14 protein-coding genes are annotated in these 12,027 nt (G+C 53.7%); 12 read left to right on the top strand and 2 right to left on the bottom strand.

The features are described from left to right. Nucleotides 1-10: 10 nt before the first annotated feature. A complete protein-coding gene (locus ENN68_07205) occupies nt 11-388 on the bottom strand; it encodes a translation initiation factor IF-5A (GenBank protein HDS45860.1) in 378 nt (125 codons plus the stop codon). Between the two features lie 144 nt (nt 389-532). Here ENN68_07205 and ENN68_07200 point away from each other — a divergent pair, with 144 nt between their 5' ends. From ENN68_07200 to ENN68_07155, 10 genes are all read left to right on the top strand, one after another. Continuing rightward, entirely contained in the window at nt 533-850 is a 318-nt protein-coding gene (locus tag ENN68_07200) for a hypothetical protein (GenBank protein ID HDS45859.1), read from the top strand. A gap of 17 nt (nt 851-867) precedes the next feature. Beyond that, the gene (locus ENN68_07195; GenBank protein HDS45858.1) at nt 868-2,019 is read left to right on the top strand and encodes a hypothetical protein; all 1,152 of its coding nucleotides are present in this window, start codon (nt 868-870) and stop codon (nt 2,017-2,019) included. Further along, nucleotides 1,955-2,956 (top strand): ATP-grasp domain-containing protein, encoded by a 1,002-nt coding sequence (locus ENN68_07190; protein HDS45857.1) that lies wholly within the window; start codon nt 1,955-1,957, stop codon nt 2,954-2,956. Before ENN68_07195 ends, ENN68_07190 begins: the two co-directional genes overlap by 65 nt. Nucleotides 2,957-3,027: 71 nt before the next feature. Beyond that, nucleotides 3,028-3,459, top strand: a complete 432-nt coding sequence (locus tag ENN68_07185) for a hypothetical protein (GenBank protein HDS45856.1) — start codon at nt 3,028-3,030, stop codon at nt 3,457-3,459. Beyond that, nucleotides 3,453-3,902 carry an FAD synthase gene (locus ENN68_07180; GenBank protein HDS45855.1) on the top strand — a complete coding sequence of 150 codons (450 nt, stop codon included), beginning with the start codon at nt 3,453-3,455 and terminating at the stop codon, nt 3,900-3,902. Before ENN68_07185 ends, ENN68_07180 begins: the two co-directional genes overlap by 7 nt. Further along, entirely contained in the window at nt 3,881-4,303 is a 423-nt protein-coding gene (gene nikR / locus ENN68_07175; protein ID HDS45854.1) for a nickel-responsive transcriptional regulator NikR, read from the top strand. The genes ENN68_07180 and nikR overlap by 22 nt, the downstream gene beginning before the upstream one ends. An 11-nt stretch (nt 4,304-4,314) precedes the next feature. Then, nucleotides 4,315-4,941: an archaeal proteasome endopeptidase complex subunit beta gene (psmB, locus tag ENN68_07170; GenBank protein ID HDS45853.1), complete on the top strand. Its 627-nt coding sequence runs from the start codon at nt 4,315-4,317 to the stop codon at nt 4,939-4,941. 173 nt (nt 4,942-5,114) lie between these two features. Next, nucleotides 5,115-7,001 carry a beta-CASP ribonuclease aCPSF1 gene (locus ENN68_07165; GenBank protein ID HDS45852.1) on the top strand — a complete coding sequence of 629 codons (1,887 nt, stop codon included), beginning with the start codon at nt 5,115-5,117 and terminating at the stop codon, nt 6,999-7,001. 317 nt (nt 7,002-7,318) lie between these two features. After that, nucleotides 7,319-8,113, top strand: coding sequence for a fructose-bisphosphate aldolase (locus tag ENN68_07160; GenBank protein ID HDS45851.1), 795 nt, complete (start codon nt 7,319-7,321; stop codon nt 8,111-8,113). Nucleotides 8,114-8,169: 56 nt separating this feature from the next. Beyond that, complete coding sequence (locus ENN68_07155; GenBank protein ID HDS45850.1) at nt 8,170-9,339, top strand: 3-dehydroquinate synthase II; 1,170 nt, start codon at nt 8,170-8,172, stop codon at nt 9,337-9,339. A 65-nt stretch (nt 9,340-9,404) separates the two neighbouring features. Here the strand turns inward: ENN68_07155 and ENN68_07150 are convergent, their stop codons facing one another. After that, on the bottom strand, nt 9,405-9,584 hold the full coding sequence (locus tag ENN68_07150) for a hypothetical protein (protein HDS45849.1): 180 nt from the start codon (nt 9,582-9,584) through the stop codon (nt 9,405-9,407). Nucleotides 9,585-10,075: 491 nt separating this feature from the next. On the opposite strand from ENN68_07150, the gene ENN68_07145 reads away from it, so the two are divergent. Then, complete coding sequence (locus ENN68_07145; GenBank protein HDS45848.1) at nt 10,076-10,336, top strand: hypothetical protein; 261 nt, start codon at nt 10,076-10,078, stop codon at nt 10,334-10,336. Between the two features lie 471 nt (nt 10,337-10,807). After that, on the top strand, nt 10,808-11,617 hold the full coding sequence (locus ENN68_07140; protein ID HDS45847.1) for a DUF11 domain-containing protein: 810 nt from the start codon (nt 10,808-10,810) through the stop codon (nt 11,615-11,617). Nucleotides 11,618-12,027: the final 410 nt, after the last annotated feature.

Below are 12,027 nucleotides of genomic sequence, written 5' to 3'. Positions count from 1 at the left end.
TCCAGTACTACTATACTAACTTGTATTTCGCTTCGTAATGTAAAAAAGGTACCTCTTTGCCGGGTTCGATCCGGTCCATCATCTCTTCCGGGATCTTTATTTCGATCGTGGAGAAGTCTCCCAGGTCCATGATCTGTGCCGTAGTGCCTATAACAGCAAGCACCTGGCCGCTTTTTCGCTCAATGATCGGCACGTAAATCTTGGCCGTCACCGGCTGGACTGCAGTCCGTTTTTGCGAGTCGAAGACACCGATGCCCTCCAATCGTGCCTTTGCCGCGCCATGCTTCCCGGGCTTCGAGGTGGTTATGCTCATGATCGTGCAGGGCTCTTCATCGATGATGACATACTTCCCCTCCTTCAACGTCCGTACCTCGGTCAATTCCTTCATGATTTCGGTAACGCCTCCTTTACCCTTTTCGCGCTCTTGTGTCCCCTCCTTCACGGTGATGACAGGGATACACTGTATAAGGGGCCAGACTACATAAATATACGGGAGCAAGAGCGAACGAGACGTCCTGACATCCTGAGATCGGTGGAACGAGCAAAGGACGGGACCGACTACCCTAAGAACCTCCTGGAGAAGCTCGCCGGGAGCAGCAAAGACGAGTACGACCTGACCCTAGCAGCATGCTCAGCTAAAAAAGCAGAGAAAAGAGCCACTCGTGAAACAGCGGCGGTTAGGCGGACTATTTCTTATATCTCATCTTCTTTCGTCGCTTCTTCAACTTGTGTTTCCGCATCTTCTGTATCTTTCGCTTCTTACCGCAGGGAATTTCTCCTCACCACCTGTCGTATCTTTTATGCTCTTGTATGTTTAGCTTATTTAGATAAGAAGCATAAATATCTTTGAGATCGGAAGGAGAAGAAATGGGCAGGATAGAGCAGCCGCCGAGTTGGATTTTGAAGTATAAAGAACAGATAGAGGCTGGCACGATTACCGTTGAGCAGATTCTTGCGGAGGAGAACAGGCTCCGAGAGACTCCTATTAAAATATCCTCGGTCACGAGGGCGATTAATGCCATGGGGCTTCCGATTTCGGGCTTGCGAGGGCGAACGAAGGGCCCAGCGCAATCGACCGCTCTGATTGAGGGCGGAGAACGGGACGACGATCCGAACGTTATGGAAACGGCCCCCGCATGGGTACAGCAGTACCGTGATCGAATTGAGCAGGGCACGATCACCGCCGAGCAGATTCTCGAAGCGGAGAACGAGCGCAGGGATGTGCCGATCAAGATCACAACGGTGAAACGAGTGGTGAAGGCTATGGTACATTCAGGTGATGTAATGCCGAACGATGAGAATGACGAATTGGCGGCGGCGAGGGAAAACTCAGGAGGTGAGGATTCCTCCACCGCGGCACTGAAGGGTCCTGGGTGGCTCCAGAAATACCATGACCGGATAGTGGCCGGGACGATCACGGTCGATGAGATACTCGCGGAGGAGAACAAGAGCCGTGAGAGCCCGATCAAACGCTCCTCGGTGACCCGGGCGATCAACGCTCTGGGTTACCCGACGAGTCAGCTGCAGCGTAAAGCAACGAAAGAGGCAGAAATGAGCGAAAACGATCACTCTGAAGAGCAGGACACAAAAGCAACGAGCGAGGAGAAAGGACCGGGTTGGCTTCAGAAGTACCGTGACCGGATAGTGGTCGGGACGATCACGGTCGATGAGATACTCGCGGAAGAGAACAAGAGCCGTGAGAGCCCGATCAAACGTTCCTCAGTGACACGGGCGATCAATGCTATGGGCTTCACCATAGCGGGCATGCGCCGGGAGAAGCGCGGCGTCCCGAAGGTAGAAGAGGCCCCGATGAAAAAAGCTGTGAAAGCGGAAGCGTTCGTTTATGGCTCCAGCCTCGGGAAGCTCTCAGAAACGACGCTCAAGCGATTCAATGAGCTAAAAAAGAGCTGGGAAGAGGAGCTCGGGAAACCGTTGCAAAACGATTATTTCCTCAATGTGCTCATCGCATTGGCCAAACTTGCCGAGTGTGGGAAGACGCTCACGTCGATACCGAGCTAGAGTAAAGCGGATGAGGATTCTGGTCGCCGAGTACGCCGTCGGCGGAGGTGCCGGGAAGAACACTTCATTGTTGCAGGAAGGTGCGGCGATGCTTGCAACGCTCAAGCAGGGCTTTGAGCGGCTGGGTCACGAGGTTGTTTATCCGGAGGGCGAGCCGGATTTTGCGGCGGCCGTGGAGCGACTTGCAGCGCGGTGTGACGCGGGCATCGTTATCGCGCCAGACGTTGAGCTTGCCGGGCTAACGCGGCTTCTGGAAACGAAAACGGTCAATTTGGGCTGCCCCTCTGAGTTCGTCGCCATCTGCGCCGATAAGGTCAGAACCTCAGAGCTTCTGAGTGCTGCGGGGATAGTCGTGCCGAAAATTATCACCGCGGATGAAGTGTTGCAGTTCGGCACGCGATCACGAGCATATATCAGCAAGCCGCGGTTTGGCTGCGCATCCGAGAACCTCATCCTGCTGATGAACAGGGGGCAGCGAGGTGAACTGTCTAGACCGTACGCTGATCCCGATAGCTTCATCTCGGAATTTATCAAGGGCGATGATCTGAGCTGTAGCCTCATCGCGAGCAGATCCTCGATCCTCCCCCTCACCATCAACAAGCAATACATCAGAACGGAGAACGGACGTCTGAAATACTGCGGCGGGTACGTGCCTTACCTGCTCGATAACGAGATCGCGCGGAAGATTCAGCAGATCAGTATGGCGGTGATCACTACGCTGGGCGGTGCGGGCTACGTGGGGATCGATTTTGTGGTTGATCATGACGGAGCCGCGTACGTTGTGGATGTGAATCCACGACCCACCACCTCCATCATCGGAATCACTCGGGTCTTGAACTACACGGTCGCGGACTTACTGCTCCGTGCGAAGTTTGACACACTCCCTACAGCAGCCGAACTCAGAACAGAAGGCACCTTTGAGTTCAAACTTACTTAACCTGAAAGCTGATTCTTAGATCAGCTTTCGATTGTCATCCCAGAAGACGGAGAAGCAGGCGAGATCAAACCATGCGCAAGAGCGGAAAACCGTTGGAGATCGCACGTGAGGCGTTAGACTTCATACGCGAAGTGAGCAAATCGAGTCATCCACACGAGTTCTTCGGGCTGCTCTGCGCCGAGGGAGATCTTATTAGTGAGGTCGTTTTCCTGCCCGGCACAATCTCCTCTGAGCGGAGCGCCGTGATACGGCCGGAGATGATACCTATGGGTCTGCGCCGGGTGGGGACGGTGCACAGTCACCCCCAGCGGGGATCCTTGCGACCGTCGGAACAGGATCTGCGGATCTTTCCGCGCATGGGCGGGTATCACCTTATCACCTGCTACCCGTATGGAGAGCAGGACTGGCGCTGTTATGACGCACGCGGCGAAGAGCGGGAACTCAGGATACGCAGGGGCGCGACGACTGAGCTGCGAGCAGAAGATGAGGATCTGCTATGGTAAGAGTATTGGCGACCGGGACATTTGAGATCCTGCATCCCGGCCATCTGTTGTTCCTGGAAGAGGCGAGGAAGTTGGGCGATGAGCTCTACGTCATTGTCGCACGAGACTCGACGGTGAAGAAGCGAAAGCGAACACCGATCATCCCCGAAGAGCAACGAGTGCAGATGGTAGCCGCGCTGAAAGTGGTGGATAACGCGCTGCTCGGGAGCGAAACAGATATGTACGAACCTTTATATAGTATCGATCCGGATATACTAGCATTAGGGTACGATCAGAAATTCGACGAAGCGCAACTGGAACGAGAACTCAGAGATCGCGGTTTTCACGCTACGGTTGTCCGGATAACCAAGTATGATTCACGGGCCTTTTGTAAGGCTGAAGAGATAATAAGAAGGGTAGTGTCATTTGAGGAGGCTGGAAGATGGAAGAAGGGCGGGGACTGACCCGAATAGGGGTTTCTCTCCCCTCAAATTTGCTCAATAAGTTTGATACGATCATTTACGGTCGGGGATACTCGTCCCGGTCTGAAGGGATACGGGACGCGATACGGGCATACATCGTCGAATACGAATGGATGGAACGGGAGACCGGCGAGGAGATCGGAACCATTACGTACATCTATGATCACGGGCAGCGAGGCCTTGGTGACGAGCTCACGACCGTTCAGCACCGCTATATCGACATGATCAAGTCGTCAACCCATATTCATCTTGACCACGAGAATTGCTTCGAGATCATCGTGATTCAGGGTGATGCGAAGAAGATAAAAGCGTTGGCGGAGAGCATCATGAGTCTGAAAGGAGTAAAACACGTGAAATTGACAACAACGCATGGAGGAATCTGAAGATGGAGATAATGGATCAGGTAAAGAAAGGAACGACGACCGTTGGTCTGATCTGCACTGACGGCGTCGCGTTAGCCAGTGAGAAGCGGGCGACGATGGGCTCGTTCATCGCCTCAAAGACCGCGAAAAAGATCTATCAGCTGGACGATCGCATCGGGATAACGACGGCTGGTGTGGTAGGCGATGCGCAGGCGCTCATTCGCGTGATGCGCGTTGAAGGGCAGCTCTACAAGATTCGCCGGGACGAGCCAATGACCGTTCGTGCAGTGGCTACCTTGCTCTCTAACGTGATGAGCGGGAGTCGCTATTATCCCTACATTGTGCAACTTCTGATCGGGGGTATCGATCGAGATGGGGCTCACATATTCTCAATCGACCCGCTCGGCGGCAATACCGAGGAGAAGGAAATCGCCGCCACCGGCTCGGGCTCACCCATCGCTTACGGTGTGCTGGAAGATCGGTACACCGCCGATTTGTCCGTGGACGCGGGAATTGCTCTCGCGATCCAGGCGGTGCACTCAGCGATGAAACGAGACAGCGCATCGGGTGAGGATATTGAGGTGATTGTCATAACGGAGGATAAGTATACTGAATTGAGCGATGAGGAAGTCAAGGAGATAAAAAGCTCGTTGAAGTAACTCATTCTTTCGTTTGACCGCAGGCAGAGCGTAAGGAATTTTGCACCGTACTCGACTGTAGCACGTGCTGGACGTTGCGAGAAGGGATCCCCACGGATCAGTGCTACCTCCAAGCAAGTTAAAGCGAGAAGAGAGAGCAACCGAGAAGTTGTAGGAGAGGAGCGATAGATACAATGACAGCGGAAGAGACGCTTTTAGACCTAAAGCGGCGAATCGTTGAACTCCTGCCGACCGACGTGAAGCTAACGAACGTGGAGTTCGAGGGCCCGGAGTTGGTGATCTACACTGAGGACACGCAGGCCTTCGTGGACGACGGCGCGATCGTTCGTACACTGGCGAAGGAGTTGAAGAAGCGCATCTCGGTCAGGCCGAGCAGCACCATCTTGATGGAGCCGGATAAGGCGACGAAGGTCATCCATAATATAGTGCCCGAAGAGGGCGGGATACGAGATATTTATTTTAATATGGACACCGCGGAGGTGATCATCGAGGCTGAGAAGCCGGGATTGGTCATCGGGACGCATGGCACAACCTTACGCGAGGTGGCAAAGGAGATCGGATGGCGGCCGAACGTCATCAGGGCACCACCGATCCAATCCTCAATCATCAAGAGCACACGCCGCTATTTACGCGAAGAAAGCGAATTCAGAAAGGATTTTCTGAAGCGTGTTGGCCGGAAGATCTACAGTGAGAAGACGAAAGAAGACGAGTGGCTGCGGTTAACGATGTTGGGCGGCTGTCGCGAGGTTGGCCGGAATTCGTTCATGCTCTCGACGCCGGAGACCAAGATCCTGATCGATTGCGGCGTCAGTGTCGGCTCGGAAGGAACACCGTACCTGTATGCGCCCGAAGTGCTGCCGATTAAAGATCTCACCGCCGTGGTGGTCACGCATGCGCATCTTGATCACTCAGGCCTTGTCCCACTCCTGTTCATGTACGGATATGATGGCCCCGTGTACATGACACAGCCGACGCGCGATCTCATGTCGCTTCTGTTACTCGACTATCTCGAGGTATCAGCACGAGAGGGTAAGAAAATCCCGTATAAATCTGCCTTTATTCGTGACACTATTCGGCATACGATCCCGTTGAAATTCGGCGACGTTACCGATATCGCACCGGATGTCAAACTCACCCTGTACAATGCAGGGCACATACTGGGCTCTTCAATTGCGTACTTCCACGCCGGGAAGGGGCTGTACAACGTAGCCTTTACGGGCGACATCAAGTATGAGCGCACGTTCCTCTTCGACCCGGCCTTCAACGGCTTCTCGCGGCTTGAGGCGCTGGTGATGGAGTCCACCTATGGCGGCATGAACGATTTACAGCCCTCGCGCAAGGAAGCGGAGAAGTATCTGAAGGATGAGATCGCGCACACAATGGAGAAAGGCGGTAAAGTGCTCATCCCGGCCTTCGCGGTTGGCCGATCGCAGGAGGTAATGATCGCTCTGGAAGGTATGGACTTAGAGGTGCCGGTCTATTTAGATGGCATGATCTGGGAGGCCACGGCGGTGCATACAGCATACCCGGAATATCTGAACAAGAACCTCAAGAACTCGATCTTCCAGGGCGAGAATCCCTTCTTATCAGACGTTTTTGTTCAGGTCGATGACGCGGAAAAGCGCAAGGCGGTAATCGAGAATAAGGAATCTTCGATCATCCTCTCGACCTCGGGCATGCTCAACGGCGGGCCGGTGCTTGAATATCTCAAAGGCCTGGCGAGCTCTGATCTGAATAAGCTGATCTTCGTCGGCTACCAGGCGGAAGGTACGCTCGGCCGGCGGATCCAGAAAGGCTGGAACGAGATGCAATTCGCGAACGGCGGTCGGGTGGATACGGTAAAAGTGGAGCTGGATATCCGGACGATCGATGGCTTCTCCGGGCACTCCGATCGCAACCAATTGGTCGAGTATGTGCGGCGGATACGGCCGCTCCCCTCCACGGTGCTGTGCATGCACGGCGAGCCAAGCAAGTGCACCGCGCTGGCCAGCGGGATCCACAAGAAGCTCAATATCGAGACCGCGGCACCGATGAATCTGGAGACCGTGCGGTTAGTCTGAGCCCGCGGTTGTGCGTGCGGTGGACTACTTCTGAATTACGGGCGAAGGTGTACATTTTTATACTCCGAAGTACATAACTGCACATCTGGAACGCACCTGCTTAGGACACCGGCGCTGAGAACTGAATGAACGATTGAATGATTGAATGTATGCATGATTGCATGAATGCAGATGCATCCACTGCCCCGCAGACAAACGGCAAAATGCCGGTGGTTCCATTACAGTAAGTAGATTGAAGAGAGGCGAAGCGGAAAAGGGATAGTAAAGAGTAGGGTAGAGAAGAGAAGATGACCAGTATAAGAGAGCGGATGGAGCGCATGGGTATCGGCAAGAGCATCCGGATGGAGCGGATCTTCGAGCGGAACAGCGGGCGGAGCGTCATTGTCCCGATGGACCATGGCGTGACCGCAGGGCCCATCTACGGATTGACCGACATGCGAAACGCGGTGAACGCGGTCGCGGAAGGCGGTGCGAACGCGGTACTGCTGCATAAGGGGATCGTCATAGCGGGGCACCGGGGTTATGGTAAAGATATCGGCCTCATCATCCATCTCTCCGCGAGCACGTCGCTGGGGCCCGACCCACTGAACAAGGTGGTCGTCGCGCAGGTGGAAGAGGCAATTCGGCTGGGTGCTGATGCTGTCTCGATGCACGTGAATGTGGGTGCGGATACCGAAGCGGAGATGCTCGAGGCGCTCGGTGCAATGACCATGATCTGCGAGCGGTGGAGTGTCCCGCTCCTGGCAATGATGTATCCGCGCGGGAAGAAGGTGAAGAACGAGCATGAGCAGGAAATGGTGATGCACGCGGCTCGTGTCGGTGCGGAACTTGGCGCTGATCTGATCAAGACGAATTATACGGGCGATCCAGACAGCTTTAAAGAGGTGGTGCAGACATGTCTGGTACCGGTGATCATCGCAGGTGGGCCGAAGACGAATACTGACGAGGAGCTGATGGAGATGGTGGAGGAGGCGATCGCTGCGGGTGCCGCGGGCATCTCGATCGGTCGAAACGTCTTTCAGCATAAGGATCCAGCACGGATGACGCGAGCGCTCAGCAAGATCGTGCACGAAAACTATACTGCGCAAGAAGCGCTGGATGAGTTGAAATAGTCGAGCTCCCCGTAAGATAACTTCTTCTGTTCGTTAGTATCGTGATGAGAAGGGCAATGACCGAGAAGAAGAAAGAGGTTTGGATCAAGGCAGATGCGGATGCTGGCGCGTGGAATGCGCGCAAGGCGCGAATTACCGCGAGTTTAGAAAGCGGCGTTGACGTGGTGCTCATTGAGCCCGAGGACATCGCGAAGGTGCGGGAGCTCGGTCGGATCCGGATAGCAGCCCTCGTTAACGAGACGGAACCGTTAGAAGGTGCGGATATTCTCGTCCTGGGAAAACGGAGCGAGGGCGATGGCACCACACCGATCCCCGCTGATTTTGCCGAATCCCGCGTTTACAACGCACTCAAGCAGACGGTTGGTAAGACGCTCACGGCGGGCTATGTGGAGCTGCGCGGCAAGGCTTACGAACGTTTTGCCGTTGCACTTGCGGAGCAGAGCACGTACGTGCTGGTGATCGGCCGGGATTGGAAGATCATTCCGCTGGAGAATATCATCGCGGAACTGCAGCAGCAGGAGGCAAAGGTGATCGCTGGCGTGCAGAGCGCGGAAGAAGCGCGAACCGCGCTGGAAACACTGGAGTATGGTGCCGACGGCGTTCTGCTCGATACGGACGACGTCTCTGAGATAAAACGCGCGGTAGAGATCCGCGATGCGAGCACCACTGCCTCGATTCCGCTTACCACAGCACGGGTTACCAGGGTCGCAGAACTCGAGATGGGCGACCGGGTCTGTGTGGACACCTGCTCGTTGATGGTACGCGGCGAGGGCATGCTCGTGGGCTCGCAGTCGTTTGTGCTCTTTCTGGTTCATTCCGAATCGGAAGAGAGCCCGTACGTCGCGGCGCGACCGTTCAGAGTGAATGCAGGCGCGGTCTACGCGTACATCCTTGTAGGCGAGAAGACGAAGTATCTGGTCGAGTTGGGGTCAGGAGATGACGTTTTGATCGTGAATTCGGCGGGCACGACCCGAAGAGCGGTTGTCGGCCGCGTCAAGATCGAGAAACGGCCGCTGATGCTCGTCGAGGCCGAAGTTGAGACCGCGGAGGGCAAGCCGCGACCGTGCAGCATCATCCTCCAGAACGCCGAAACGATCAAATTGATGGGCACGGAGAAGCCGATCTCGGTCGTTGATCTGAAACCCGGCGATGAGGTGCTCGTTCATATGACGGCTACAGCACGGCACTTCGGCATGGCCGTTGAGGAGATGGTGATCGAGAAGTAGCCTTAGCCCGCACAGGCTATACTGACTGACCGTGAAGCCGCACGCCCTCAGCAGCAGGGGGTGTGCTAGGTATATAGCCCCGGGACGACCCCGCCTGTATCCATGCCGCCATAAGGCGGCAGTTCCTTCTTCTTTATCTCCGAGACGACCTCCTTGATCAAATCCCGATCGCCCTCGATCTCGATCTCCCAATTGCTCAATTTATACTTGAATCGTACCGTCTTTTGCTCCGATGCTTCTGGCATGCATACCACCGCTTCTCTATCGTTCGCGGAGAGTTAAAAGAATTCCCCCTGCGTGATCCACAAGCGCACCCAGAACGGGGATTTCGTAACTGTGTGGTATCTAAGAAGAACCCGCGTCGGCAAGGTGTTTCGCTGGCCGCTTTTCTGCACGGTGAATATCGTAAGCGGCAATGGGCAACTAAGGATACTTAACGGAAGCGTACCGGCGCTCCTCGAAGTAGCAAATGGCAGAGACTTATCTGAAGGCCGAGCAGGTGAAGAAATGAGGGGGCTGCTCTTGTCAGCATTGTTTTCTTAACGGCGCAGGTAATTTTTGGCGCTCTGGGCTTACTGTAGCCGGGAACCAGGTGAGTACGGTGACTGTTACGGTGCACAAAACGAGGGCGGTGTTAAGCTTCTCGTACTTTTCTACACCCAAAAGTGGTTTACAAATGTCCAGCTTCGATAAATATCACTAGTATTTATATAGTTCTGTTTTATGTTGTGACATTATGGCAGAATATAAGTGCAAATTTTGTGGCGAACCATTTGAGAAGCCCCTTGATCTGGCGCGGCATGTGAGGAAGAACCATAAGCGGTCGAAGAAGCGATCCAAGAGATTGGTTGAGAAGCCTGTGCTACCATCGATGAGCAAGGGTATTGAAGCGGTAGGTGTGCTCAAGGGATTACAGGCAGCTCCGAATCTGACTGCAGAGGAGAAGAAGCTACTGGGCGACGTTGCTAAGACTATTGAGGCGATCCTAAAGGAATAAGAACAAGTAACTGAGCTTGCCGTTCCTCCTGTTCTTCTATTTTTCTCCGTAACTCGTCGTCGATCTCATTCTCGAGCCCTACGAGGATCGACAGGAAGGCCGATTCCATCGTACCCTACGGCGCTGGCACTTCAGTACCTCCTTCACTTCCGCGGCCTTATCGGTTGCCGTATACACCCGCAGCGCCTTGCCCTTTGATTTTTTTTTTAGTACTTCGCCCGTCCAACTGCGGTGAGCAGACGCCGCGGTGTCAGTCCTTTTGGTACGGACGATTAATCCTTAACCGTTTAACTATGACCAGTGCATACTCGATCTTGGAAGATAGAGAGAGCGGCACTGGAGAACTTCTACGAGCAATAAAATAAAAGTACTTCTTGACCTTTTCTCGAGGTAGCAGGTCGCTTTTCGCTCTTCCAACGGGGCGCCGAGGAGGGGCGCGATAGAAGTACCCAAACGAGAAGGAGGTGAAACATGACGAAGAGGAGCTTATTTACTATTTTGGTCTTACTAGCGCTATGCTTCGGCCTGATGACGCCGGTTTACGCTGAACTGATACAAATAGAGAAGTTGATAAACGGTGAGAGTTTTCTTTGGGCTGTTCCCGGAGAGACGCTTGAGATAACGCTCTGGATCAACAATAGCGGTAACGGTACCATTACCAACCTTTCAGTAACCGACAGCTTTCCCCTAAAGCAATCAAATGCAGGATTGAGCTATGCAGGTAATTCAGACCCGTCCCCAGATGCTACGGCCGGTGGTATTGATGACGAAGGCTGGATTGCTTACCATGTCACCTGGTGGAACTTAACTCAGTTTGAACCGTTGGAACCTGGACGTAGTCTTAGAATAACCTTCGATGTAACGGTCGATGATTTAGCGTATGGGGAGTACGAAAATTGCGCCACTGTAACTGCATGGCACAATGTTGCTGGAGAATTCTTTAATAAAAGCGGTCCTGTAAACGCCACTGCATGCGCAACCGTTTTTGTACCAGCAACATTATCGTGGACCTATTGGTTTGAATTGCCGAACGTCAGCTTATTAAACAATCCACTCCAGCGGAAGAAGGCCTTATCGGAGAAAATCGGGGAAGTGCGCATGATGATACTAGCGGGCGATTATAAAGAGGCGATCGATAAGTTAGAGCACGATATACGTGCCAAGGCCGACGGCTCGCTCGGCGGTAATCCGAAGAACGACTGGATAAAAGACCCGAACGTTCAAAAGGAGATATGCACGGATATAGATGAGCTGATCACCCATCTTAAAACACTGCTGTAGACCCGCACGAAAGGAAGGGGCTTCAAGGCCTCTTTCACCCTTTTTTCAGGAAATAGTTCCGCCTCGATAGAGTTCGTTGAGATCAACGGCAAGCGACACGAGCGGTGGATACCGGTGATACGGCTGAGCTGACTGGCTAGCGGCCATGAGCTGAGCGTGTACCAAATTCAAAACCGAGATCAAGATCATCAAACGGCGCGCGTACGGGTTCCACGGCCTCGCGTATTTTATTTCAAGCTGAAGATCCTTCAATTCCCTATTGTCCTAATAAAGAATAGCTAATCAATAGTAGAAGAATTCATGCCAGCTCCAGGTATGGTTCATCAATCCCTCTAGCATTGCAGGCGAAGTTCCTCGCTTGAACTCGTTGATGAAGTTCCAGTAGAACTGGAACAGTTCGAGTGCACATT

It is taken from the genome of Methanomicrobia archaeon (assembly GCA_011049045.1).
Classification (GTDB): domain Archaea; phylum Halobacteriota; class Syntropharchaeia; order Alkanophagales; family Methanospirareceae; genus JACGMN01.
Note: the sequence above shows the minus strand (reverse complement) of the source record. Positions and strands in the feature narration are given on the sequence as shown.

Coding starts and splice junctions, on each gene's coding strand:
- ENN68_07205 (HDS45860.1), bottom strand. CDS start 388: ATGAAGGAATTGACCGAGGTACGGACGTTGAAGGAGGGGAAGTATGTC.
- ENN68_07195 (HDS45858.1), top strand. CDS start 868: ATGGGCAGGATAGAGCAGCCGCCGAGTTGGATTTTGAAGTATAAAGAA.
- ENN68_07190 (HDS45857.1), top strand. CDS start 1,955: ATGTGCTCATCGCATTGGCCAAACTTGCCGAGTGTGGGAAGACGCTCA.
- ENN68_07185 (HDS45856.1), top strand. CDS start 3,028: ATGCGCAAGAGCGGAAAACCGTTGGAGATCGCACGTGAGGCGTTAGAC.
- ENN68_07180 (HDS45855.1), top strand. CDS start 3,453: ATGGTAAGAGTATTGGCGACCGGGACATTTGAGATCCTGCATCCCGGC.
- nikR (HDS45854.1), top strand. CDS start 3,881: ATGGAAGAAGGGCGGGGACTGACCCGAATAGGGGTTTCTCTCCCCTCA.
- psmB (HDS45853.1), top strand. CDS start 4,315: ATGGATCAGGTAAAGAAAGGAACGACGACCGTTGGTCTGATCTGCACT.
- ENN68_07165 (HDS45852.1), top strand. CDS start 5,115: ATGACAGCGGAAGAGACGCTTTTAGACCTAAAGCGGCGAATCGTTGAA.
- ENN68_07160 (HDS45851.1), top strand. CDS start 7,319: ATGGGTATCGGCAAGAGCATCCGGATGGAGCGGATCTTCGAGCGGAAC.
- ENN68_07155 (HDS45850.1), top strand. CDS start 8,170: ATGACCGAGAAGAAGAAAGAGGTTTGGATCAAGGCAGATGCGGATGCT.
- ENN68_07150 (HDS45849.1), bottom strand. CDS start 9,584: ATGCCAGAAGCATCGGAGCAAAAGACGGTACGATTCAAGTATAAATTG.
- ENN68_07145 (HDS45848.1), top strand. CDS start 10,076: ATGGCAGAATATAAGTGCAAATTTTGTGGCGAACCATTTGAGAAGCCC.
- ENN68_07140 (HDS45847.1), top strand. CDS start 10,808: ATGACGAAGAGGAGCTTATTTACTATTTTGGTCTTACTAGCGCTATGC.